This window comes from Isoptericola sp. NPDC060185 (genome assembly GCF_042728595.1).
GTDB lineage: Bacteria > Actinomycetota > Actinomycetes > Actinomycetales > Cellulomonadaceae > Isoptericola.
Window position 1 is genome coordinate 1 of the sequence record NZ_JBHWYY010000061.1, and the last position, 24,021, is coordinate 24,021.

At 74.7% G+C, this 24,021-nt stretch carries 20 protein-coding genes and 1 pseudogene; 6 read left to right on the forward strand and 15 right to left on the reverse strand.

The window, feature by feature from the left end:
• Positions 1-42: 42 nt before the first annotated feature.
• Positions 43-825, reverse strand: coding sequence for a transglycosylase family protein (locus ACFWDO_RS16380; protein ID WP_380324318.1), 783 nt, complete (start codon positions 823-825; stop codon positions 43-45).
• A 215-nt stretch (positions 826-1,040) separates the two neighbouring features.
• On the opposite strand from ACFWDO_RS16380, the gene ACFWDO_RS16385 reads away from it, so the two are divergent.
• A complete protein-coding gene (locus ACFWDO_RS16385) occupies positions 1,041-3,578 on the forward strand; it encodes a DEAD/DEAH box helicase (protein ID WP_380324315.1) in 2,538 nt (845 codons plus the stop codon).
• 16 nt (positions 3,579-3,594) lie between these two features.
• Here the strand turns inward: ACFWDO_RS16385 and ACFWDO_RS16390 are convergent, their stop codons facing one another.
• Positions 3,595-5,184: a glycoside hydrolase family 5 protein gene (locus ACFWDO_RS16390; protein WP_380324312.1), complete on the reverse strand. Its 1,590-nt coding sequence runs from the start codon at positions 5,182-5,184 to the stop codon at positions 3,595-3,597.
• A gap of 126 nt (positions 5,185-5,310) precedes the next feature.
• Between ACFWDO_RS16390 and ACFWDO_RS16395 the strand changes: the two genes are divergently transcribed.
• Positions 5,311-5,967, forward strand: a complete 657-nt coding sequence (locus ACFWDO_RS16395) for a TetR family transcriptional regulator (RefSeq protein ID WP_380324309.1) — start codon at positions 5,311-5,313, stop codon at positions 5,965-5,967.
• Here ACFWDO_RS16395 and ACFWDO_RS16400 read toward each other — a convergent pair.
• From ACFWDO_RS16400 to ACFWDO_RS16410, 3 genes are read right to left on the reverse strand one after another with little or no spacing between them, the layout of a single operon-like run.
• Positions 5,957-6,892 (reverse strand): carbohydrate ABC transporter permease, encoded by a 936-nt coding sequence (locus ACFWDO_RS16400; protein ID WP_380324306.1) that lies wholly within the window; start codon positions 6,890-6,892, stop codon positions 5,957-5,959. The two genes, ACFWDO_RS16395 and ACFWDO_RS16400, sit on opposite strands and share 11 nt — an antisense overlap.
• Positions 6,892-7,872 carry an ABC transporter permease gene (locus ACFWDO_RS16405; RefSeq protein WP_380324303.1) on the reverse strand — a complete coding sequence of 327 codons (981 nt, stop codon included), beginning with the start codon at positions 7,870-7,872 and terminating at the stop codon, positions 6,892-6,894. Before ACFWDO_RS16405 ends, ACFWDO_RS16400 begins: the two co-directional genes overlap by 1 nt.
• Before the next feature lie 3 nt (positions 7,873-7,875).
• Entirely contained in the window at positions 7,876-9,573 is a 1,698-nt protein-coding gene (locus ACFWDO_RS16410) for an extracellular solute-binding protein (RefSeq protein WP_380324300.1), read from the reverse strand.
• 247 nt (positions 9,574-9,820) lie between these two features.
• Here ACFWDO_RS16410 and ACFWDO_RS16415 point away from each other — a divergent pair, with 247 nt between their 5' ends.
• Positions 9,821-12,061, forward strand: coding sequence for a glycoside hydrolase family 3 N-terminal domain-containing protein (locus tag ACFWDO_RS16415; protein ID WP_380324297.1), 2,241 nt, complete (start codon positions 9,821-9,823; stop codon positions 12,059-12,061).
• 162 nt (positions 12,062-12,223) lie between these two features.
• Positions 12,224-13,093 carry an HpcH/HpaI aldolase/citrate lyase family protein gene (locus ACFWDO_RS16420; RefSeq protein ID WP_380326397.1) on the forward strand — a complete coding sequence of 290 codons (870 nt, stop codon included), beginning with the start codon at positions 12,224-12,226 and terminating at the stop codon, positions 13,091-13,093.
• A 309-nt stretch (positions 13,094-13,402) separates the two neighbouring features.
• Here the strand turns inward: ACFWDO_RS16420 and ACFWDO_RS16425 are convergent.
• The 9 genes and pseudogenes from ACFWDO_RS16425 to ACFWDO_RS16465 all read right to left on the reverse strand — a co-directional run.
• A pseudogene (locus ACFWDO_RS16425) lies at positions 13,403-13,705 on the reverse strand (Rv3654c family TadE-like protein); the annotation flags it as partial.
• Positions 13,702-14,019: a TadE family type IV pilus minor pilin gene (locus ACFWDO_RS16430; protein ID WP_380326394.1), complete on the reverse strand. Its 318-nt coding sequence runs from the start codon at positions 14,017-14,019 to the stop codon at positions 13,702-13,704. The gene ACFWDO_RS16430 and the pseudogene ACFWDO_RS16425, both read right to left, overlap by 4 nt.
• A gap of 74 nt (positions 14,020-14,093) precedes the next feature.
• The gene (locus ACFWDO_RS16435; RefSeq protein ID WP_380326391.1) at positions 14,094-14,387 is read right to left on the reverse strand and encodes a DUF4244 domain-containing protein; all 294 of its coding nucleotides are present in this window, start codon (positions 14,385-14,387) and stop codon (positions 14,094-14,096) included.
• A gap of 113 nt (positions 14,388-14,500) precedes the next feature.
• Complete coding sequence (locus ACFWDO_RS16440; RefSeq protein ID WP_380326388.1) at positions 14,501-15,130, reverse strand: type II secretion system F family protein; 630 nt, start codon at positions 15,128-15,130, stop codon at positions 14,501-14,503.
• Entirely contained in the window at positions 15,127-15,810 is a 684-nt protein-coding gene (locus ACFWDO_RS16445) for a type II secretion system F family protein (RefSeq protein WP_380326385.1), read from the reverse strand. Before ACFWDO_RS16445 ends, ACFWDO_RS16440 begins: the two co-directional genes overlap by 4 nt.
• The gene (locus ACFWDO_RS16450) at positions 15,807-16,970 is read right to left on the reverse strand and encodes a TadA family conjugal transfer-associated ATPase (RefSeq protein WP_380326382.1); all 1,164 of its coding nucleotides are present in this window, start codon (positions 16,968-16,970) and stop codon (positions 15,807-15,809) included. Before ACFWDO_RS16450 ends, ACFWDO_RS16445 begins: the two co-directional genes overlap by 4 nt.
• Positions 16,967-17,842 carry a septum site-determining protein Ssd gene (ssd, locus tag ACFWDO_RS16455; RefSeq protein ID WP_380347045.1) on the reverse strand — a complete coding sequence of 292 codons (876 nt, stop codon included), beginning with the start codon at positions 17,840-17,842 and terminating at the stop codon, positions 16,967-16,969. Before ssd ends, ACFWDO_RS16450 begins: the two co-directional genes overlap by 4 nt.
• Before the next feature lie 90 nt (positions 17,843-17,932).
• Positions 17,933-19,330, reverse strand: a complete 1,398-nt coding sequence (locus tag ACFWDO_RS16460) for an MFS transporter (RefSeq protein WP_380326173.1) — start codon at positions 19,328-19,330, stop codon at positions 17,933-17,935.
• Complete coding sequence (locus tag ACFWDO_RS16465; protein WP_380326176.1) at positions 19,327-19,962, reverse strand: winged helix-turn-helix domain-containing protein; 636 nt, start codon at positions 19,960-19,962, stop codon at positions 19,327-19,329. Before ACFWDO_RS16465 ends, ACFWDO_RS16460 begins: the two co-directional genes overlap by 4 nt.
• A gap of 106 nt (positions 19,963-20,068) precedes the next feature.
• On the opposite strand from ACFWDO_RS16465, the gene ACFWDO_RS16470 reads away from it, so the two are divergent.
• Entirely contained in the window at positions 20,069-20,920 is an 852-nt protein-coding gene (locus ACFWDO_RS16470) for an HAD family hydrolase (protein WP_380326179.1), read from the forward strand.
• Positions 20,921-21,135: 215 nt separating this feature from the next.
• Here the strand turns inward: ACFWDO_RS16470 and ACFWDO_RS16475 are convergent, their stop codons facing one another.
• Positions 21,136-21,711, reverse strand: a complete 576-nt coding sequence (locus ACFWDO_RS16475) for a GNAT family N-acetyltransferase (protein WP_380326182.1) — start codon at positions 21,709-21,711, stop codon at positions 21,136-21,138.
• A gap of 239 nt (positions 21,712-21,950) precedes the next feature.
• On the opposite strand from ACFWDO_RS16475, the gene acs reads away from it, so the two are divergent.
• Positions 21,951-23,966: an acetate--CoA ligase gene (gene acs / locus ACFWDO_RS16480; protein ID WP_380326185.1), complete on the forward strand. Its 2,016-nt coding sequence runs from the start codon at positions 21,951-21,953 to the stop codon at positions 23,964-23,966.
• Positions 23,967-24,021 lie beyond the last annotated feature (55 nt).

The window sequence follows — 24,021 nt, forward strand, 5'->3', positions numbered from 1 at the left end:
GTTTCGACGAGAAACAGGGCCACGATCACACCCACGACGAGGTCAGCGGAGGCCGAGCTTGCGCGTGCACGCCGGCCACTGGCCCCAGCCCGCGCGGTCCTGCAGGATCTGCGCCCGCTTGGTCTGCTCGGCGCGGCCGTGGCGGTGCGGCAGGCCCGTGCCGCCGACCGCGCGCCACGTGCGGCTCGTGAACTGGTAGAGGCCGTAGTACCCGTTGCCCGTGTTGGCGCGCGGGTTGCCGCCCGACTCGCAGCGGCCGAGCTGGCCCCAGACGTTGCGCGTCGTGAGACGGGTCGCCGCGACCCAGCCGGTGCGGCCGCCGGGCAGGCGCACCTTGACCCGGTTGACGTCGCGGCCGGTGGTGCGAGCCAAGCGCTTCACGGTGGTGCCGAGGCGCACGTGCTTGATCACCTTGGAACGGCTGCTCATGCCCTTGCGGATCGCGACGGCCTTCTTCGTGTAGCGGGTGCCGGTCACGTCCGCGAGCGGGACCGACGTGAGCGCGGACTTGGGCGCCCAGCCGACCCGGCCGGCGGGGGTGCGGACCTTGAGGCGGTACCGGCCGCGCTCGATGACGCGCACCTTCGTGCCGTCGTCGGGGCGGGCGACGGTGCGCGACCTGCTCGAGGGCGTCTTCGTCAGCCGAGCCCGGTCCGCCTTGACCCAGCGGACGCCCAGGGCGCGGGTGGTCGTGGAGGCGGAGGCTGCGGTCGTGGTGGTGGCGGCGGTCGCGGGGGCGGCCGCGGCGGGCACCACCAGGGCAGAGGTGACGAGCGCGCCGGCGACTGCGGCCACGACGGAGCGTCGTGCGGTGGATCGAGGCATGCGTACCAGGGAACGATGTCACGAACGGATAACAAAGCCGGTGCGCGAACGGTCACACGCTCTTCACCGGATGCCGATGCCATTCCCGGTCAAACGCCGAGGTGCCGCGCGTTCCGCGCGCATCCGGCTTTGGCGGACATGCCCGACCCCGGGCCTCCCGGGCTGCGGAGGCCGGGCTCTCCGGACCCCGGCCGCGCGGTGCGAGACTGTCGCCCGTGCCCGCCGACCCCACCCCCGCGCCCGAGCAGCACCCCCTGCTCGACGTGCTCACCGCGCACGGCGCGCGGGCCGACCGGCTGACGCACGTGCGCACGTTCCCGGCCCGCGAGGGGATCACCGTGGACTGGCCCGCCTGGGCCGACCCGGGCGTGGTCGAGGGCTACCGCGCGCTGGGCGTCGCGCGCCCGTGGGCGCACCAGGTCGAGGCCGCCGACGCCGCATGGGCCGGGCGGCACGTCGCGCTCGCGACGTCGACCGGGTCGGGCAAGTCGCTGGCGTTCTGGCTGCCCGCGCTCACCGCGGTGCGCCGCGCCGCCCCCGCCACCGTGCTGTACCTCTCCCCCACCAAGGCCCTCGCGGCGGACCAGCTCGTCGGGCTGGAGCGGCTCGTCGGCGCGATCCCCGACGGCGCCCCGCGCCCCCGCGTCGCGACCTGCGACGGCGACACTCCCACGGAGGAGCGCCGCTGGGTGACCGAGCACGCGGACGTCGTGCTCACCAACCCCGACTTCCTGCACTTCTCGATGCTGCCCGGCCACCGCCGCTGGGCCCGGCTGCTGCGGGGGCTGCGCTACGTCGTCGTCGACGAGGGGCACGCGTACCGCGGCGTCTTCGGCGCGCACGTGTCGCTGGTGCTGCGGCGGCTCGCGCGCCTCGCCGCCCACTACCGACCCTCGGACCGGCTGGCCCCGGCGGACGCCACGGCGTCCGCGGGCCCGGTGTTCGTCGTGGCGAGCGCGACGACGGCCGAGCCGGCGGTGAGCACGGCGCGGCTGGCCGGCGTGCCGTTCGACGACGTCGTGGCCGTCACCGCCGACTCCTCGCCGGCCGGCCGGCGCACGTTCGCGCTGTGGCAGCCGCCGGAGGTGGCCGCCTTCGACCGCTCCCGCGCCACGGGCGAGGCGCCCACGCACGAGGACGACCCGTGGGCCCTGCCCGACCCCCTCGACCCCGCGCACACCGAGCAGGAGGCCGACGCCGTCCTCACGACGCGCGGCGCCGCCGAGCACCCGCGCCGGTCGGCGACGGCCGAGACGGCGGACCTGCTCGCCGACCTCACCGCCTCCGGTGCGCGCACGCTCGCGTTCACCCGGTCGCGCCGCGGCGCCGAGTCGGTGGCGCAGCAGGCGCGCGACCACCTGCGGCCCGTGGCCGCGGGGCTGGACGCCCGGGTGGCGAGCTACCGCGGCGGCTACCTTCCCGAGGAGCGCCGCGCCCTCGAGGAGGCCCTGCGCACGGGCGAGCTGCGCGGGCTGGCCACGACCAACGCGCTCGAGCTGGGCGTCGACATCTCCGGGCTCGACGCCGTGCTCGTCGCCGGCTGGCCCGGCACCCGCGTGTCCCTGTGGCAGCAGGCGGGGCGCGCCGGGCGGGCCGGGGCGGAAGGACTGGTCGCCTTCGTCGCGCGCGAGGACCCGCTGGACACCTACCTCGTGACGCACCCCGAGGCCGTGTTCGACGCCGCGCTCGAGGCCACCGTCTTCGACCCGTCGAACCCGCACGTGCTCGCCCCCCAGCTGTGCGCCGCCGCCCAGGAGGTGCCGCTGCGGGCCGAGGACCTGGACGCCTTCGGCGACCCCGCCGCCGTGCGCGACGTGCTCGACGTGCTCGTCGCGCGCGGCGCCCTGCGGCGCCGACCCTCCGGCTGGTACTGGACGCACGCGCAGCCCGCGTCGGGGATGGCGGACCTGCGCGGCTCCGGCGGGCGCCCCGTCCGCGTCGTGGAGGCGACCACCGGGCGGCTGCTCGGCACCGTGGACGCCGGGTCGGCGGACGGGCAGGTGCACGACGGGGCCGTGTACGTGCACCAGGGCGCGACGTTCGTCGTGGACCACCTGGACCTGGAGGACCATGTGGCGCTCGTCGTGCGCAAGGACGTGGAGCACGGCACGTGGTCGCGCGAGGTCATGGAGATCGCGATCGACGAGGGGGGCCACCGGCCCCTCGAAGGTCGCGACTGGGGTCCCGTGCGGTGGGGCCTCGGCCCCGTGGAGGTGACGAGCCAGGTGGTCAGCTTCCAGCGCCGCCGCCTGCCGGACATGCAGGTGCTCGGCACCGAGGCGCTCGACCTGCCGTCCCGGACGCTGTCCACCACCGCGGTCTGGTGGTCGGTGCCCGACTTCGTGCTGCGTGCGGCCGGCGTCTCCCCCGACGAGACGCCCGGCGCGCTGCACGCCGCGGAGCACGCGTCGATCGGGCTGCTGCCGCTGCTGGCCACGTGCGACCGCTGGGACCTGGGCGGCGTGTCCACGGAGCTGCACCCCGACACCGGCGAGGCCACCGTCTTCGTCTACGACGCGTACCCGGGCGGGGCGGGCTTCGCCGAGCGCGGGTACGCGCTCGGGGCCCGCTGGCTGGCCGCCACCCGCGACGCGATCGTCGCCTGCTCCTGCGCCGACGGCTGCCCCGCGTGCGTGCAGTCCCCGAAGTGCGGCAGCGACAACGCCCCGCTCGACAAGGCCGCCGCCGTCCGCCTGCTCGACGCCGTGCTCGCCCACGCCCCGGCTCAGCGGCCGGAGACGGCCTCCGCCTGACCGCCGCCCGCCGGCGTCACCCCGCGGGCGTCACCCCGAGGCGCTCGAGACGCAGGCCGCCGGACGCCGGGCCCACGCGCAGCACGACGTCGCCGGCCGGCAGGTCGGCGGTACCCCGCCAGACGCCGTCGGCCCATGCCCCGGCGACCTCGGTCTCTCCCGCCCGGACGTCGAGCGCGGTGGGCCGGCCGCCCTCGTCGGACGCGTGGACCGCGACCTCGTGCGCCCCGCCCGCGGCGGGGCGCACCGTGAACGCGACCCACTCCCCCGGCCCGAGCTCGGCCGTGAACCGTCCCGCGCGGGCCCGCTCGGCCGGGTCCGGCGCGAACGGGTTCGCGACGCCGTCGCCGCCCTCGTACCGGAGTGTCACCGCGTCCGAGGGCCGCAGACCCTCGAGCGGCCGGGCACCCTCGGTCGCGTAGGCCATCCCCTGCGCGCCCTGGTCGAACGCGTACGCCGGCAGCGCGACCGGCGGCCGGCGCAGGAGCGCCGCCACGACCTCGTCGTGCCACTCGCACCGCTCCAGCGCCATCGCGCCGAGCAGTGCCTCGAGGGTGCACCACGCGTCGTCCGGCCCGGGGCGCGGGCCGTCGCCGCGGACGTACGCCTGGACGTCGGCCCAGCCGGGCGGGGGCACGACGACGGCCGGCGAATGGGCGTTGTCGACCTTCTTCCAGGTCCAGAAGTTCCAGCCGATCCCCTCCGCCTCGTACAGCCCGAACGCTGCCGCCAGCCAGTCCGGGGCGTTCTCCCCGCCTTCCCCCATGTAGAGCGGCAGGCCGAGCCGGTCGCGAACCTCGAGGAACCCCGCGATGCCCTCGCGGTCCGGCGGCGACCAGTAGCGGTGGAACTGGACCACCGACGCGTCGTCCCAGACCTCCGTGAAGATCGCCGGGTCGCTCGCCCAGTGCGTGCCCTCGTACATGATCAGGTGGTCCGGGTCGACCTCCCGGATCGCCGCGGTGAGACGGCGGTACAGCGCCACCAGGTCGGCGGCGTGCCGCGGGCCGTGCTCGTCGGGCAGCGGCTCGTTGAGCAGGTCGTACGCGGCGACCGTCGGGTCGTCGGCGTACCTGCGCGCGAGCTCCGTCCACAGCCGGACCGTGAGGTCGGGGTAGCGGGGTTCGGTGAAGAGCTCGGGCCGCCCGCGCGGGGAGTCGTCGATGTTGGTCCCGGTCTGCCCGCCCGGTGCGCCGTGCAGGTCGAGCACGACGTGCAGCCCGTGCGCCTCGCACCACCGCACGCAGCGCTCCACCAGGGCGAACCCGTCCTCGAGGAACCGACCGGCTTCGTCCATCACGACGCGCGAGTTGATCGGCAGGCGCACGTGGTCGAAGCCCTCGGCCGCGATGCGCGCGACGTCCGCCTCCGTGAAGAACGTGTCCCGGAACCGCGCCCAGAACTCCGCCGCACGGTCCGGCCCGACGAGGTCGTCCACCAGGGCCTCGATCTCCCTCGGAGACTGGGCCGGCACGCCGCGCCCCTCGGGCGCCGGCGCGAACCGCCACATGTAGCCCTCGGGCAGCAGCCACGTACCGATCCCGACGCCCCGCGCGAGCGCGGGCGCACCGTCCGCCCCCACGAGTCGCGTGCCGTCCCTGCTCACCCAGCCGACCATCGTCGTTCCCTCTCTCCGAGACTCCTGCGCCGACGCGTCGGCGCCGACAGCTCCCGCCGGGAGGCCCGACCGGACCGTCCCAGCACGCTCTTCGTGGCCGCATAGGCTGCGACCGTGACCACCGAGACGACCTCCCCCGGCCCGGGCGACCCGGCCGGCGACGCCACCGCACGCCCCGAGGGCGTCCAGCAGCGCCGTACGCGGCTGCGCCGGCAGGAGATCCTCGACGTCGCCGCGGCGACGTTCGCGAACCGGGGGTACAACAACGCGTCGCTGGCGGAGATCGCCGACGAGGTCGGGATCTCCGCGCCGGCGATCCTGCACCACTTCCGGTCCAAGGAGGGGCTGCTCACCGAGCTCCTGCGCGCCCGCGACGGCGAGCGCGTCGGCGACGCCGCGGACGGGTCGCGGCCGCGCGGGCTCGCCTTCCTCGACCACCTGGTCGACACCGTCGCGCGGAACGCCGAGCGCCCCGGGATCACGCAGCTCTACACGGTGCTCTCCGCCGAGGCCGTGACCGACGGGCACCCCGCCCAGACGTGGTTCCGGGACCGGTACGTCGGCCTCCGCGCCATGGTGCGGCAAGCTCTCGCCGAGGCCCTGGACGACGGCGAGCTGTCGGCGGGCACGGACCTCGACGAGACGGCCGCGGCGGTCGTCGCCGTCATGGACGGCCTGCAGGTGCAGTGGCTGCTCGACCCCGAGCGGGTGGACATGGTCGCCGTGACCCGGCGCACCATCGCCGCCTTGCTCGCGTCGCTCACCCCTTGATGGCGCCGGTGAGCACCCCCTTGGTGAAGTACCGCTGGGCGAACGGGTAGAGCAGCAGGATCGGCACCGTCGCGACGACGATGACGGCCATCTGCAGCGTCTGCCCCGGCGGCGGCGGCTGGTCCGGCGCCTGGATCGACGTGAGCGCCGACCCCTGGACCACGTACTGGTTCAGCACCACCTGGATGGGCCACTTCGCGGTGTCGTTGATGTAGATCATCGCGTTGAAGAAGGAGTTCCAGTACCCGACCGCGTAGAAGAGCGCGATGACGGCGAGCACGGCCTTCGACAGCGGCAGCACGATCTGCCCGAAGATGCGCCACTCGCTCGCGCCGTCCAGACGGGCGGACTCGAGCAGCTCCTCCGGCAGCCCCATAAAGAAGTTCCGGACCACGACCATGTTAAACGCCGAGATCAGCCCCGGGATGATCAGCGCCCAGTACGAGTCGAGCAGGCCGAGCGACCGCACCAGCAGGTAGTTCGGGATGATTCCGGCCCCGAACAGCATGGTGCAGAGCACGAGGACCAGCACGGCCCTCGACCCCGGCACCCGCCGGGTGCGCGTCAGGCCGTACGCCAGGGTGGTCGTGAAGAGCATGGACAGCGCCGTGCCGACGATCGTCACGAACGCGGACACCAGCAGCGCACGCGTCACGACGCCCCCGCCGAGGATCGACCGGTACGCGTCCAGGGAGAACGACGTCGGGAACATCCCGCCCTCGGCCGCCGCTGCCCGGGACGCGAAGCTCATCGCGATGACGTACACGAACGGGTACAGCATCACGAGCACGATGAACGCGATGGCGACGCCCTTCGCCACCTGGACCCCCGGCGAGGGGCGCCCCATCCAGGGCGGTCGGCGCGGGTCGGGCGGCCGCCGGGTCGCCGGCGGACGGGACGGGGCGGCCGTGGAGGTCGTGGTCATCAGAAGAGTCCTTCCGTGCCGAGGCGCTTGGCGAACCGGTTCGCCCCGATGACGAGGATCGTGCCGATCACGCCCTTGAAGAGGCCGGCGGCGGTGGACAGCCCCCAGTCGCCCCCGGCGATCCCGCGGTAGTACACGAACGTGTCGAGCACCTCGGCCGCGTCGGAGCCGACGGCGGGCTGCTGCAGCAGGAGCTGCTCGAAGCCCACGGTGAGCACGTTGCCGATGGTGAGGATGAGCAGCAGCGTGATCACCGGCACCAGGCCGGGAAGCGTGATGTGCCACGTGCGCCGGAAGGAGCCTGCGCCGTCGACGGCGGCGGCCTCGTACCGCTCGTTGGGGATGGCGCTGATCGCGGCGAAGAAGATGATGGTGCCCCAGCCGATGTCCTTCCAGATCACCTGGGACGTGACGAGCGCCTTGAACGTGTCCGGGTCGCCCATGATGTTGACCCCGTCGATCCCGATGGCGGAGAACAGCTCCGCGACCGGTCCGGCCCCGCCGAGCACCTGCTGCCAGATCGCGATGACGATCACCCACGAGATGAAGTGGGGCAGGTAGACGATCGACTGGACGACCCGCTTGGTGCGGTCGGAGATCAGCGAGTTCAGGAGCAGCGCCAGCAGGATCGGCGCCGGGAACGCGAACACGATCTGCAGCAGCGAGATGACCAGCGTGTTCTGCAGCGCCCGCAGGAACTGCGGGTCGGAGAACATGGCGCTGAAGTTGTCGAGGCCCACCCAGGCGGACCCGCCGATGCCCCAGTACGGCGAGTAGTCCTGGAACGCGACCACGTTGCCGAGCAGCGGCAGGTAGGCGAAGACGAGGAAGAACAGCAGGCCGGGGAGGATGAAGGTGTACATCCACCGTTCGCGCCAGATCCGCGTGCGCAGGGGCGCCTTGTCCCGCCCGGCGGGCGCGGGCGATCCCGCGCCCCGCCGGGGGGTGGCCGTGGCGTCCGGCCGCTCGAGCACCGCCATGTCTCAGGACGCCTTGTCGAGGGCGGCCTGGTACTCGTCGCGGACGGCGTCGCCGCCCGCCTTGCGCCAGGCGTCGCGGTACTCGTCGACGGCGTCGAGGGGCATGCGGCCCGAGACGATGCCGTTGCGGTAGTCGGTGTCGATCTCCGAGAGGCGCGCACCGTTCGAGATGCTTGCCTCGTTGTAGAGGCCGACCACCGGGCTCGGCACCGTCGCGGCGACGAGCGGCTCCACCGACTCCTTGAAGTTGTCGACGAAGTCGAGCGACGTCTGCGGCACGACGAACGACGGCGACTTGAACGCCCCGAGCCACTGCAGCGCGGCGCGGTCGTCGTTCGCGGCCTGGTCGCCCAGGTCGGTCACGGCGTGCCCCTTGCCGAACTCCCAGTTGAACCCCTCCTTGCCGGAGTTGATGAACAGAGCCTCGGTCGAGCCGTCGGGGGCGCGCCAGTAGTTGATGACGTTGAGGAGCTCCGTGAGCCGCTTCGGGTCCTCCGCGGCCTTCGCGGAGATCGCGACCATGCCCCAGTAGCCGGCGTTGCGCTCGACGACGAGGTCGCCGCCGTCGACCGCCGGGGGGACGAAGAGCCGCGGGTCGGCACCCTTCGTCGTGTCCGTGGTGTCCCGCAGGATGCTGGCGCCGAAGAACCCGTTGAACGAGTCGACCGTGATCGCGACCTGGCCGTTCGTGAACATCTCGGCCGCCTTGTTGCCCTGCGTCGCGAGGGCGAGGGCGTCGGGGTGGTAGACCCCCGCCTTCCACAGGTCGTTGTGGTACTTCAGCGCGTCGGCGTAGGCGTCCGTCTCGATGACGTTGACGAGCTTGCCGGCGTCGTCCAGCTGCCACGTGGTGCCGGTGCGGAACATCCACTGCACGACCGACTGGATCTTCCCGTCGAACGCGGCGATGCCCCACAGCTGCTTGCCGTGCACGGACTTGAGCGCCGCGATCTCGGTCATGAGCTCGAGGAACCCCGCCGCGTCGGACGGGATCTCGTCCGCGCCGGTGGCCTCGACAGCATCCCAGCGGATCGCGGGGAAGTTGGTGAGGTACGGGTCCTCGTTCGGGACGCCGAAGATGTGGCCGTTCTTGGACGACGCCGTCCAGGCGTTGGTGGCCACGTTCGCGAGGTTGGGCCACTGCAGGATCTTGTCGCCGGCGAGCACCTCGGTCAGGTCGGCGAAGACTCCGTCGTCGATCGCCTTGGCCGCCACCGCGCTCTGGTCCTGGACGAAGGAGAGGTCGGGCACCTCGCCGGAGGCGATCGTCGTCGCCATCTTCTCGTTGTAGGTGTCGAACGCGACCAGGGTCGGCTTGAACTCGCCGCCGAGGCGCTCGTTCAGGTCCGCCCAGTACTCGTTGTCGGGCGCCTTGCGCGGCGGCGAGCCCCACAGCACCTGGAACGTCGTGACGGCCCCGCCGGCGAGCGGCGCCGCGTCGACCGAGTCGAAGTACTTCTCGATCGGCTGGGTGTAGATGGCCGGCATGCCATCGACGGAGCTCACGATCCCCCCGTCCAGCGCCGGCGGTGCGACGTACGTCGGCGGCTTCAGCGCGACGCTCTCCCGCGGGCTCGGCCGGCCGGCCGCGCCGGAGGAGCAGGAGGTGAGCGCGACCGTCGCGGCGCCCATGCCGGCGAGGGTGAGGAACCCCCGGCGGGTGAGCGGGGACGTGGCCAACGATGACGGGGACGTTCTCATCACTTCTCCTTCGAAGCACACGGGCCGGTGAGTGCGGCAGACGGTAGCGCCGCCTGCCGCAAGTTGTCTAACAGTCGTTAAGCAACTGCTCGCCACCTGCAGCGATACTCGAGACCTGAGCGGGCAGCGACCTCGGCCGGGACGCGACGGTCGTGCGGCCGTCGCGCTCCGATCCAACTTACTTAACGGTCAGTAAGTCGGTACTATAGCGCCACCCGCATCGCCGTCGACGCCGAGAGGACCCCCCTTGAGCACCGCCCCTTACCGTGATCCCGCACTGCCCGTCGCCGCCCGCGTCGACGACCTGCTCGCCCGTATGACGCTGCGGGAGAAGGTCGGACAGATGCTGCAGCTCGACGCGCGCGACGGCGTCGCCGCGGCCGTGGAGGGGCGGCATGCGGGCTCCCTGCTGCACACCTCGCCGGAGAACGTCCGCGAGGCCCACGCGGTCACGGGGCGGAGCCGGCTCGGCATCCCGCTGCTCGTCGCGGAGGACTGCATCCACGGGCACTCCTTCTGGGAGGGCGCGACGATCTTCCCCACCCAGCTCGGCATGGCCGCGACCTGGGACGCCCCGCTCCTCGAGCGGGTGGCGCGCGCCACCGCGGTCGAGGTCGCCGCGACGGGCATCCACTGGACCTTCTCCCCCGTCCTGTGCATCGCCCGCGACCTGCGGTGGGGCCGCGTGGACGAGACCTTCGGCGAGGACCCGTACCTCCTCGGCGAGCTGGCCTCCGCGATGGTGCGCGGCTACCAGGGCGACGGCCTCGGCGACCCCACCGGGATCCTCGCCACCGCGAAGCACTTCGCCGGGTACTCCGAGACCCAGGGCGGGCGCGACGCCAGCGAGGCCGACATCTCGCGGCGCAAGCTGCGCTCGTGGTTCCTGCCGCCGTTCGAGCGTGTGGCCCGGGAGGGCTGCGCGACCTTCATGCTCGGCTACCAGTCGATGGACGGCGTGCCCGTCACGGTCAACGGGTGGCTGCTGGACGAGGTGCTGCGCGGCGAGTGGGGGTACACCGGCGCGCTCGTCACGGACTGGGACAACGTGGGGCGGATGGTCTGGGAGCAGCGCATCCAGCCGGACCACGTGCACGCCGCCGCTGCCGCGATCCGCGCCGGGAACGACATCATCATGACGACCCCCGCCTTCTTCGAGGGGGCCCTCGAGGCCGTGGACCGCGGGCTCGTGGACGAGGCCGCGGTGGACGCGGCGGTCCGTCGCATCCTCACCCTGAAGTTCCGCCTCGGCCTGTTCGAGGACCCCCGACGCCCCGACGTCGCGCGCCAGGAGGCCGTGATCGCCTCGGACGCGCACACCGCGGTAAACCTCGAGGCGGCGCGCCGCTCCCTCGTGCTCCTCGCCAACGACGGCACCCTGCCGCTCGAGGGCGGCCCCCGGACCGTCGCGGTCGTGGGACCGAACGCCGACGACGCGCACACCCAGCTCGGCGACTGGGCCGGGGCGTCGGGGCAGGCGGGCTGGCTGCCCGACGGGCATCCGCGCGAGATGACCTCGACGGTGCTCGACGGCCTCCGCGCGCACGTGCCCGACGGGTGGGCGGTGACGCACGCCCGCGGGGCCGACATCGTCACGCTCGAACCCGACCCCGAGGGCGCGCTGTTCCCCGACGGCCAGCCGCGCCCGCCGGTCGTCGCGCCGGCCCCGGTCGACGAGGAGCAGCTCGCCGAGGCCGTGGCCGCGGCCCGCGCCGCGGACGTGGTCGTCGCCGTCGTGGGCGACCGCATCGAGCTGGTCGGCGAGGGCCGCTCCACCGCGACCCTCGAGCTGCTGGGCGGCCAGGTCGCGCTGCTCGACGCGCTCGTGGCGACCGGTGTGCCCGTGGTGGTGGTCGTCGTCGCGTCGAAGCCCCTCGTGCTGCCGCCGTCCGTGGACCGGGCCGCGGCGGTGGTCTGGGCGGCCAACCCGGGCATGCGCGGCGGTCAGGCGGTGGCCGAGCTCCTGCTCGGGCAGATCGAGCCCGAGGGGCGCCTCCCCATCTCCTTCGCCCGGCACGCGGGGCAGCAGCCCACCTACTACAACGTCGTCCGCGGGCAGCACGGCGACCGGTACGCGGACCTGACGCAGCGGCCCGCGTTCGCGTTCGGTGAGGGCCTGAGCTACACCACGGTCGAGTACTCCGACCTGCGCGTCGACGGTTCCGTCCACGGGTTCGACGACGTCGTGTCCGCCCGGGTCACGCTCACCAACACGGGGCAGCGCCCGGTCCGGGAGACCGTGCAGGTGTACGTGAGCGACACCGTCACGTCGGTGACGTGGGCCGCCAAGGAGCTCAAGGCGCACCGCAAGGTCGACCTGGCCCCAGGCGAGTCGGTGGTGGTCGACCTGAAGCTGCCGGTCGCGGACTGCACCCTCGTCGACGCGGAGGGGCGGCGCGTGGTCGAACCCGGCGAGTTCGAGCTCCTCGTGGGCCCGTCGTCCCGCGACGAGGTGCTGCTCCGCGCGCCGTTCGCCGTCAAGGGCTGACCTCTGGGTTCCCGCCGGGGCGCGCCCCGGCGGGAACCGGGCGACCGCACCTCGGGTCCCAGGAGGCCGCCCGGGACCCGAGGCCGGAGGCGACAAAGGCGGGGCCACCGGTTTGTGCGCAACCGCGCTCGCGCGCGGGCCGGCGGAACCTACCATCGTGAGGTGACTACTCAGATCGACCTCGCCGAACGCCGCAGTTCCCGCGAGGAGACGCGTGTGGACCCCGCCAACGCCCGTTCGTGGCTGTTGCTGTCGGCCCTGCGCGACGACATGTTCGACTCCGCCCAGCTCTCCCGGGCGGACCAGGTGATCCTCGACTGCGAGGACGCGGTCGACGACAGCCGCAAGGACGAGGCGCGTCAGAAGGTGCTCGACTGGTTCGCCGGCGGCGGCCGCGCGTGGGTGCGCATCAACGAGCGCGGCTCGGACGCGTGGGCCGACGACGTGCGCCTCCTGCGGGACGCCTCCGGCCTTTCCGGCGTGATGCTCGCCAAGACCGAGTCCCCGGACCAGGTGATCGACACCGTCCAGCGCCTCGGCGGGCACGTCCCCGTGATCCCGCTCGTGGAGTCCGCGCTCGGCATCGAGGACTCCGTCAGCATCGCGCGCGCCCCCGGTGCGTTCCGGCTGGCCTTCGGGTCCGGCGACTACCGTCGTGACACGGGCACCGCCAACGAGTCGCTCGCGATGGCGTACCCGCGCTCGCGCCTCGTCACCGCCAGCCGCATCGGCGGGCTGCCCGGCCCGATCGACGGCCCGACCGTCGGCACCAGCCACGCCCTGCTGCGCGAGCAGTCCGGCGACGGCGTGGCGCTCGGCCTCACCGGCAAGCTCTGCCTGGACCTCGAGACGCCGGCCGTCATCAACGAGTCCTTCAGCCCGTCGTCCGCGGACGTCGCCTGGGCGATCGACTTCCTGGCCGACTTCGAGGCGTCCGGCTCCGTCATCCGGGACGGCTCCGACAAGCCCCGCCTGGCCCGCGCCCGCAAGATCAGCGAGCGAGCCGCGCTGTTCAACGTCAACCCCTCCTGACGTCCCGCGGGCCTGGACCGCCGCTCCACACGCCAGCACCGGCGCCGTCGCGCCTGCCAGGACCTCCGCGGTCCCGGCCGGCGCGACGGTCCCGCCCGCGACGACCGACGCCACGCGGTCCGGCTCCGCGATCGGGAGCCCGCCCGCTCTCCCGACCGCGTCCCCGGCCGACCATCGGGCAGGGCTTGCGGCGGTCACCCCGTCTGCCGGCCCGGCGGCCAGGCCCGCCGGATCGTCGGCCGGAGGCCGCGGCCCGGCCCGGGCCCCTGCGACCGCGTCCCCGAGCGCGTCGGCCCACGGGCCCGCGGCCGCCCCGAGCGGAGTCCGTGAGACCCGCACGCCGAGCGTGCCGCCGCCCTCCGGGACGCACGCCACCAGCTCTCCACCGTTGCGACGCACCGCCTCGGCGGCCGTCGCGCAGGGGTCGGCGCCCTGCCGCCATGCCGTCGCCCCCGCCAGGGCGGCGAGGTCCGCCGTCGCTTGGGCCGAGCCCCGTGCACGCTGCGCGGACCCCAGCGCCCCGACGGCCAGCGCCAGCAGCACCAGTACCGCGGCGACCGCGAGCACCAGCACGGTGCCCGCGCCACGTTCCCTGCCGCCGGCCGGGGTCACGGCTCCACCCAGGCGGTCGCGTCACCCGACGCACGCACCGGCGCCCCCGCGAACCAGCCGCCGACCACGGGCCGCGTGACCGTCACGCGCACCCAGGCGTCGTCGCGGGTCACGGTGAGAGCGGCATCCGTGCCGCCCACCTGCGCCACCGCCTGCCGGGCCGCGGCGTCGTCCTCCCCGATCGCATAGGCGCGAGCCCCCGCCCGGGCCGCGTCCAGGGCACGCATCTGTGCCGTGGACGCGGCCGCGAGGCTGAGCACCGCGACCAGGAGGAGCACCACGACCGGCAGCCCGACGGCGAGCTCCGCCGTCACCGCGCCCCGCTGCCCGTCGCCCCGGCGCCGTCCGCCACCGGGGTTCCGGGCGGCTCCTGACCTGCGGCGCCGACTCATCCGATCGACAGCGCCGAGCTGATGATGCCCTCCAGCAGGCCCTTCACCATGCCGCTCTTGAGCACCGCGATGAGCAGGCCGGCGAACCCGACCGCCGCGACCGTGGCGACGGCGTACTCGGCGGTGGCGAGCCCGGCCTCCGGGTCGCGCGGCTCTGCAGCCCCGACGCCCGGCGACCCGCCGCCGTCCGGCCCGTCCGCGAGCCCGACCTCCTCCTGCCCGACCTCCGCGTGCCGGACGCTCTCGTGCCCGATGTTCTCCTGCTCGGTGTTCCCGTCGTCGTCCCTCATGTCTCCTCCGTGATCTCTCGATGACCGGCCGGGGTCCCGTGCCGGTCGTGACGCGCCGGCCCGGACGGGCCGCCGCGGTAGCCCGGGGCGCACCCGGGAGTCATGGCCCGGGGTCACCCGGACAGCAGGTCGATGCCGAGCGCCAGGAGCACGGGCACCAGCCCGATCAGCACGAACGCGGGCAGGAAGCACGCCCCGAGCGGCAGCACCAGGCGCACCCCGAGGCGGGCCGCCGCCGTCCGGGCGGCCGAGCGGCGCGCGTGCAGCAGCTCCTCCCCCGCCGCCCGCAGCGCACCGGACGGGGACGCGCCGTCGGTCCACGCCCCGCGCAGCGCGCGTGGCACCGGCGCCAGGCGGTCGGTCGCGTGCCGCCACGCGGAGTCCCAGTCGGCGCCGAGGCGGAGCGCGTCGGCGGCGGCCCGGAGCCCCGCGCCGTCCGGCGTCGCGCCGGAGGCCTCGTCCAGCGCAGTCCCCGTCGCGTCGAGGGCGCGCGGGACACCCGCCCCGGAACGCAGCGCGGCACCCAGCAGCTCGAGCAGCACGGCCACGTCCACGGGCGCACCACGCGGACCGCCGTCGGCCTCCGCGGCACGGCGGTCGGTGGGGAGCCGGCGCGCCCGTCTGCGCGTGGCCGACGCGGCGGCCCACCAGGGCACGGCCCCGAGCAGCACGGCCACGGCGACGACCACCGCGACGACCGCGGCAGAGACCGCGGGAGCCCCGACCTGCAGCAGCCCGGTCACGTCGCCGCCTCCCCGGCGGAGCGGGCGGCGGCGACGAGCCGGCCGGTCCACACGTGGCCGGCAGCGAGGAGCATCAGGCCGAGGCAGACCGCCATCGTCCCCGCTCCGCCGTCGAAGGCGGTGGCGAGCGGGTCCGCACCCAGCGCCCACCCGAGCAGCGCGCCGAGCACGGGCAGCCCGGTCAGGACGCGGGCCGTCGACCGAGGCCCGGCCAACGACGCCTCCCGCTCCGCGCGGGACTCCGCCTCGGCCACCAGCGCCCCCGAGACCGCGTCGAGCACCGCCGCCAGCGGGGCCCCGACGTCCCGCGCGAGCACCGCGCCCGCGACCACCGACCGGGCGTGGCCGTCGCCACCGACCACCGGGGCCAGCGCCGCGGGGTCGGGGATCCCGGTGGAGTCCACCGGCACCCCGAGGGCGCGCGACCACGCCGCCGCGGGCGGTGCCCCCGCGCGAAGCAGGGCGATGACCTGCGCCACGGCGACCCGCACCGCCTCCGCTCCGGCCGCCGCGTCACGACGCGGGCGCAGCAGGCCGCCCGTCCGCGCCGACCGCACCGTGACGACCCTCCGGGTGAGCGCGGTCGCCCGCCGTCCGGCGGGGGCCAGGGCGAGCCACGCCGCCAGCGCCACCCACCACCCCGCCGTCAGGCCGGGGTCGGCGCCCCACCCGGGCGTCATGGTGCCCACCGCGCGGCCAGCTCGTCCCAGGCCTCGTCGGGCCGGGGCTCCGTGCCGGGCTCCCAGGCAGCCGCACGGCGCACGACCAGGCCGTGGTCCCCGGCGCGCCCCACGACGCCGATCTCCGCGAGGTACCGGCACCCGCCCCGCCGGCGCAGGTGCAGCACGACGTCCAGCGCCGCCGCCGCCTGCGCGGCCACCGCCTCCCGCGGCATCCCGGCGAGGGCTGCGAGCGCCTCGAGCCGCGCCGGCACCTGCTCGACGGCGTTCGCGTGCATGGTGGCCATGCCGCCGTCGTGCCCGGTGTTCATCGCCAGGAGCAGCTCACGCACCTCGGCGCCGCGGCACTCCCCGACGACGATCCGGTCGGGCCGCATCCGCAGCGCGCCGCGCACCAGCTCGGTGAGTGTCACCTCACCGACGCCCTCGACGTTGGGCCGCCGGGCGGCCAGGGACACGACGTGCCGGTGCCGGGGCGCGAGCTCGCGCGCCTCCTCGACCACGAGGACGCGCTCGTCGGGCGGCACGAGAGACAGCAGGGCGGCGAGCAGCGTGGTCTTGCCGGTGCCCGTGCCACCGGTCACCAGCAGGTTGGCCCGGCCCGTCACGAGGGCGCCCAGCAGCCCTTCCCAGCGCGACGGCAGCGCGCCGCCCGCCACGAGGGTGCGCACGGAGTGCGCCGCCTGCCGCAGCACCCGGAGGGCGATCACCGCGCCGGCCGGGGCGACGGGCTCGACGACGGCGTGCAGGCGGGTGCCGTCGGGCATCCGCGCGTCCACGGTGGGTGCGGCGTCGTCGAGCCGTTGGCCGGCCACGGCGGCCATGCGCACGGCGAGCGCTCGCACGGCGTCCGGGCTGCCCAGATCGAGGTCCACGCGGCTCAGGCCCGCACCGCGGTCCACCCAGACGTCGCGCGGCCCGTTGACGAGGACGTCCGTGACGTCCGGCGCGTCGAGGAGCTCCTGCAGCGGTCCCGCCCCCGTGAGCTCGGCGCGGGCCGCCCGGGTGAGGTCGCTCAGCGCGGCGGAGCCGAAGACCCGGCCCGTGGCCCGCAGCGCCGCCCGCACAGCGGCGTCGTCGACCGGGGTGCCGGCCGCGCCGACGCGGGCCCGCACGTCGTCCAGCAGCGCCCGGTCGACGAGCGGGAGGCCCGCGGTCACGACGTCCTCGCCAGCGCGCCGACCAACGATCCGGCGGCGCGTCCCAGCGGCGCCCGGTGGCCGACCGGGGGCCCGTCGCCGCGGTCGACCGCGGCAGGCAGCCGCGGGTCCCGACGCACCGTGGCCGCCACCCGGAGCCCGAGGGCCTCCTCGAGCGCCGCGGCGTCGACCCGTCCGGGCGCGGGACCGCGGGCGACGAGCCACGGTTCGGGCGCACCGAGGTCGGCGAGCTCGGCGCGCGCCGCGAGCGCCCCCGCCACCCCCGGGGCGCTGCACGGGGTCACCAGGACCACCGCGTCCGCGGCGCCCACGAGCATCCGCGTGCCGGCGGTCCACGCGGCCGGTCGGGGCAGGTCGAGCACCACCGTCTCGCCGCCGCGCAGCAGGCCCGTGCAGACGTCCACCACCACGGCGTCGTCGGGGCGCGCGGGGCGCAGCCGGGTCCCGGAGAGCACCGGCACGGACCGCCAGCGCGGGAGGGCGGCGACGAGTCCCACCCCGTCGACGTCACCGCGGGCCGCGGCGAGCTCGGGCCACCGGGCACCCGCCTCGTCCTCGATCCCGAGCAGCACGTCCGCGCCGGGGCCGGGGAGATCCAGGTCGACCAGCACGGCGCCCTCGCCGTCGCGCCGCAGCGCCTGGGCGAGCGCCGCCGCGAGGACGCTCGCGCCGGCGCCCCCGCAGGCCCCGAGGACGGCGATCGTCCGCCGTCCTCGGGGCGTCGTCCACGGCGGCCGGTCGGCGACCGGCCAGCGGACCGCCGGTCCGGGTGCACCGGGCGCACCGGGCGGGGCCGGCCTCGGGACCGTGGCGGGCGCGGGGCCCGCGTCCGCCACGGGGCGGGGCAGCATGCGTGTGGTGACGTCGTCCATGCGCCCAGGCTGGTCCGGGCCCGGCGACCGTCACGGCGTCACGCGGCGATCTGTGGACGGCGCCGCCCTGGGGGCGGGCTCCCGCCCGCGTCAGACCGCGGCGGCGTCCTCGGCGGCGGCCTTGCCCGCTGCACCCTCGGCCCGGCCGACGGCGTCGTCGGTCGCCTCCCCCATGGTCTCGGCCACGACCTCAGCCTCGGCACCACCGCGTCGCGCGCGCGACCGTTCGGCGCGCAGCGCCGGCAGGAAGCAGAAGACGCCGAGGACGCTGAACCCGCCACCCAGGATCATCGCGACCGGCGTGGACCAGCCCTGCGCCACCCAACCCAGTGCGGGTGAGGCGACGGCGTACGTCGCGAAGGCCACCATCGACGCCAGGGACAGCACGGTGGAACGGTTCTCGCGCCGCGCCTCGCGGTGCAGCAGCGCCTCGTACGACGGACCGGAGCTGCCGTGCAGCCCGTAGGTGATGAGGTACGCGACCACCAGCATCACGGGACCGCCCGTGAGCCCCATCCACACCGCGCCGAGCCCGTTGAGCGCCCGCGACGCCAGCGCGGTCCGCGCCACGCCGAACCGGTGCGACGCGAGCCCGCAGAGGGCGGCACCGAGCGCGAACGTGCCCCAGCCGACCGACGCCACCGGGCCCATGACGGCGCCGGCCTGCGCCTCGCCGCCGAGGAGCTCTGCCATCCGCACCGGCTGCAGGGACTCGAACACGACCATCGCGGTGGACGCGAATAGCTCCACGAGCAGCAGGCCCTGCAGCACCCGGTTGTCGCGGGCGAGCCGCAGGCCCGACGCGATGCTGGCGGGCACCTCGCGGGCCTGCCCGACCACGGAGCGCAGCCCGGCGGCCCAGCGACGGCCCGCGCCCCCGGCGTCGGGAGCCTCCGCGACGGGGCCGCCGTGCCGCGGTGCCTCCCGGATCAGCAGCACGACCATCACGAGATGCACCACGGCCAGCACCACGTACACCGCGTAGGGCAGCGCGAGCGCCGACCAGGCCGTGAACGGGTGCCACCAGACGAGGCCGCCGGAGACGAGCGCGCCGAGCGCGATGGCCGCCCCCAGCACGGTGCCCTGGTGCGCCAGCTCGCGGTCGACGTCGGCCCCAGGCCGCTCGGCGTGCACGGCGTCGACGAACCAGGCCTCGAGCGGCCCGGAGTCCAACGCCCGGAACATGCCCATCAGCGCCGCCGACACGATGAAGCCCCACATCGACTGCGCCACGAGGAACGTCGCCGCCGCGAGGACCTGCGCGGCCGCCGCGACCACGAGCATGGGCCGCCGCCCGACGACGTCGGCGGTGCCGCTGGTGGGCAGCTCGAGCGCGAACACGACGAGCCCGGCGACCGACGCCAGCGTCAGCGTCTGGCTGATGGTCAGGCCGCGCTCGATGGGCAGCAGCGTCGTGACGGAGATGACCAGCCCGACGGGGAACCACCGGGTGGCGGTGAGCAGGAGGAAGACCTTCTGCGGGCTCATGCCTCGCCCTCGCTCTCGCTGTCGTCGGCGGGCTGCCCCGCGGCGTCGGGGACGTCGTCGGAGTTGAGCGGGAACAGGAACCGCCACAGGTGCAGCCGCCGGGCCCGGGGGTCGCCGTCGCCGATGTGCAGGTACTTGTTCACGACGGCCTCGAGCTCCTCCGCCATGTCCCGCGCCTGCTCGGGCGTGACGTCCACCCAGGTGTCGGTCATCCCGGCGACGTCGGTCCACTCCTTGGGCCAGCTGTCCGCGACGTCGAGCCAGTGCGCGTAGTTCGTGTCGAACTGTCGGTGGTAGTCGCGCACCAGCCAGCCGAGGGCGGTCTGTGCGTCCTCGTCCCCGCCGAAGTCGGAGTCGCTCCAGCCGTGGCTCTCGGTGGCCGCCGCCCAGAGCCGCTCCTTGCCGCGCCCCTCCCCTGTGTCGACGACGAGGCCGACCGACTCCATCTTGCGGAGGTGGTAGCTGGTGGCGCCGGTGTTGGTCGACAGCTCGGCGGCGAGCGCCGTGGCCGACGACGGACCCTCCCGGCGCAGCGCGCCGAGCAGCCGGGACCGCAGCGGGTGCGCGAGCACCTTGGCCGCCTCGGCGGTGAGCTCGAGGTGGGTGTACGGGCGTTCCGGCGTCTCGTCCATGCGTGCACGATAACCATGCACAACTCTTCTGCACAAGAGTTGTGCACAAACATTCTGCATGGACGCGGCCGTCGACGCCCCGACCCCTGCGGCTAGGCTCTGGCCCGTGACCGAGCAGGGACCGGGCCCGGATCGAGGTCCGCGCGAGACGTCACCGTCGAGGACGGCGACATCGCGGTCGCGCGTCGCCGCGTTCTTCGACCTCGACAAGACGATCATCGCGACGAGCTCGTCGGCCGCGTTCTCCAAGCCCTTCTACGCCGGCGGCCTCATCACCCGCGGCGACGTGCTCCGCAGCGCCTACGCGCACCTCCTCTTCTACGCGGGCAACGCCGACGCCGACCAGACCGAGCGGATGCGCAAGCACCTGTCCGAGCTCGCGACGGGCTGGGAGGTGAGCAAGGTGCAGCAGATCGTCGCCGAGACGGTGCACGAGCTCATCGACCCCTACGTCTACGCCGAGGCCGTGGACCTCATCGCCGAGCACCACGAGCTGGGGCACGACGTCGTCATCGTCTCCGCGTCGGGGGCCGAGCTCGTCGAGCCGATCGCCACGGTGCTCGGCGCCGACCACGTCATCGCGACGCGGATGGCGGTCGAGGACGGCCGCTACACCGGCGAGATCGAGTTCTACGCCTACGGCGAGCAGAAGGCCGAGGCCGTCGAGGAGCTCGCCGGCCGGCGCGGATACGACCTCGAGCGCAGCTACGCCTACTCCGACTCCGTCACCGACGCGCCGATGCTGGGCGCCGTCGGGCACGGGTTCGCCGTCAACCCGGACAAGACGCTGCGCCGCGTCGCCGCCGAGAACGGCTGGGGCGTGCTCACCTTCTCCCGCCCCGTGGCGCTCCGCTCCGCCCTCCGGCCGCCCGCCGTCGCCCTCGCCGCGGGCGGCGTCGCGGCCGCGGGCGTGGCCGCGTGGCTGCTCCGCCGCTGGTGGGTGCGGCGCCGCGCCTGACCGCTTGCGCCCCCGTCCGGGGTGACGTTCCATGGGTGAAGACAGCCGGACGCAGGACCCACGCACAGGAAGTCCACGGTTGAGGACCCACTCGGCGGGAACGGCCCCGCCCAGTGATCGGATGAAGCGCCTGATACCCGCGTCCGGGCTGGCGGGCGCGGCGCTCGGTCGGACTCGACTCCCGGGCGCCGTCCTCGTGTCTCAGCCCTCGTGTCTCAGCCTTCCCGGCCGCGCCACTCCTCCGCGAGGATCCCGTAGGTGAAGCCGTCGACCCAGCCGAGCTCGGCGTGCCATGAGTCCTGGACGCCGTGCTGCTCGCGCCGCATGCCCACCTTCTCCATCACGCGCCACGACGCGGTGTTGGCGGCGAAGCACCCGGCAGTGACGCGGTGCAGCCCCAGCTCGTCGAACGCGACCTCCAGCAGCCCCCGCGCGATCGCGGTGGCGACGCCGCGGCCCTCGTGGGCCGGGTCGACCAGGTAGCCGAGCGACCCCTCGGCGCCGCGCCACGCGTCGCCCTGCGTCTGCCCCATCCCGTCGCCTACCGAGAGCGACCCCGTCCCGACGACGACGCCGCCCAGCTCGGCGACGGCGCCGTGGTCGGTCGGGTCGTCCGCGGACGCGAGCCAGGCCGCGCGGAACCGGTCCGGGTCCACCTGCGTCCGCAGCAGCCAGCGGGTCACGCCCGGCCGGTTGCGCCAGGTGAGCACCTGGTCCAGGTCGTCGGACGTCGGCGGGCGCAGCACGACGGGGCCGGACCGGCGCGGCCACGTCACCTCGGGGGTCGTCATGGTGCACGTCTACCAGGCCCGACGACGACGGCCCACGGATTTTCGGCCGCAGGGCGCGGACGCCGGGCGGCGAGGGGACCGTTTTGCGAGGAGTGCGGCCGAACCGTGGGACGGCGTGACCCGGGTCACCCGCGAGGTCTAGACTCCCGACCGCGAGGCCCCGCGGGGCCCGTCGTCCCCCGGCCACGACGTGTCGAGCCGGCGGACCGCACCAGAGACGATGCGCACCGGAGGTAAGCGTGCCAGAGAACGAGACCACCGCCCCCAGCCTCGAGAACCTGCTGCACGAGACGCGAGCGTTCCCGCCGAGCCCCGCGTTCGCGGCGGCGGCCAACGCCCAGCCGTCCCTGTACGAGGAGGCGAAGGCCGACCGGCTCGGGTTCTGGGCCGACCAGGCGCGGGAGCTCGTCAGCTGGTCGACGCCGTTCACCCAGACGCTCGACTGGTCCGAGGCGCCGGTGGCGAAGTGGTTCGCCGACGGCACGCTCAACGCCGCGTACAACGCGGTGGACCGGCACGTCGAGGCCGGGCTCGGCGACCGGGTGGCCATCCACTTCGAGGGCGAGCCGGGCGACACGCGCACGGTCACCTACGCGGACCTGCAGGAGGAGGTCTCCCGCGCCGCGAACGCGCTCACGGCGCTCGGCGTCACCCAGGGCGACCGCGTCGTCGTCTACCTGCCGATGCTGGTCGAGTCGGTCGTCGCGATGCTCGCCTGCGCGCGCATCGGCGCCCCGCACTCCGTGGTCTTCGGCGGCTTCTCCGCCGACGCGTTGCGCAGCCGCATCGCCGACGCCGAGGCGAAGCTCGTCATCACGGCGGACGGCGGCTACCGCCGCGGCGCGCCGTCGGCTCTCAAGCCCGCCGTCGACGCGGCGCTCGCGCCCAAGGACGGCGAGCCCGCGACCACCGTCGAGCACGTGCTGGTCGTGCGCCGCACCGAGCAGGACGTCGAGTGGACCGACGGCCGCGACGTCTGGTGGCACGACGCCCTGGAGCAGGCCGACCCGGTCCACGAGCCGGTCGCGGTGGACGCGGAGCACCCGCTGTTCATCCTCTACACGTCGGGCACCACGGGGAAGCCGAAGGGCATCCTGCACACCACGGGCGGCTACCTGACGCAGGCGGCGTACACCCACAAGAACGTCTTCGACCTCAAGGCGGAGAGCGACGTCTACTGGTGCACCGCCGACATCGGCTGGGTCACCGGGCACACGTACGTCGTGTACGGGCCGCTGACCAACGGCGCCACGCAGGTGATCTACGAGGGCACCCCGGACACCCCGCACCGCGGCCGCTGGTGGGAGCTCGTCGAGAAGTACAAGGTCTCGATCCTCTACACCGCTCCCACCGCCATCCGCACCTGCATGAAGTGGGGCGAGGACATCCCCGCCGGCTTCGACCTGTCGAGCCTGCGCGTGCTCGGCTCGGTGGGCGAGCCCATCAACCCGGAGGCGTGGATGTGGTACCGCCGCGTCATCGGCGGCGACACCGCCCCCATCGTCGACACCTGGTGGCAGACGGAGACGGGCTCCATCATGATCAGCCCGCTGCCCGGCGTCACCGCCACGAAGCCCGGCTCGGCGCAGGTCGCGCTGCCCGGCATCGTCGCCGACGTCGTGGACGACGAGGCGCACTCGGTGCCGGACGGCGGCGGCGGGTACCTGGTGCTCTCGGAGCCGTGGCCGTCCATGCTGCGCGGCATCTGGGGCGACCTGCAGCGCTTCGAGGACACCTACTGGTCGCGGTTCGAGGGCCTCTACTTCGCCGGCGACGGCGCGAAGAAGGACGAGGACGGCGACATCTGGCTGCTGGGCCGCGTGGACGACGTCATGAACGTCTCCGGCCACCGCCTGTCCACCACGGAGATCGAGTCGGCCCTCGTCTCGCACGACGTCGTGGCCGAGGCCGCGGTCGTCGGCGCCGCGGACGACACCACCGGCCAGGCCGTGGTCGCGTTCGTCATCCTGCGCGGGGAGCACGCGGAGCGGGCCGCGACGCCGGAGGGCGCCGAGGCGGTCCAGCTCGAGCTGCGCAACCACGTGGCCAAGGAGATCGGCCCGATCGCCAAGCCGCGCCGCATCCTCGTCGTCCCGGAGCTGCCCAAGACCCGGTCCGGCAAGATCATGCGCCGCCTGCTGCGCGACGTCGCCGAGAACCGCACGGTCGGCGACGCGACCACCCTCGCCGACTCCTCGGTGATGGACCTCATCGCCGCCGGCCTGTCCTCGGCGAAGCCCGGTTCGGAGGACTGACCCCGTCGCCGACCAGGCGGTTGTGCACCTTCTGAAGCGTCAGAAGGTGCACAAC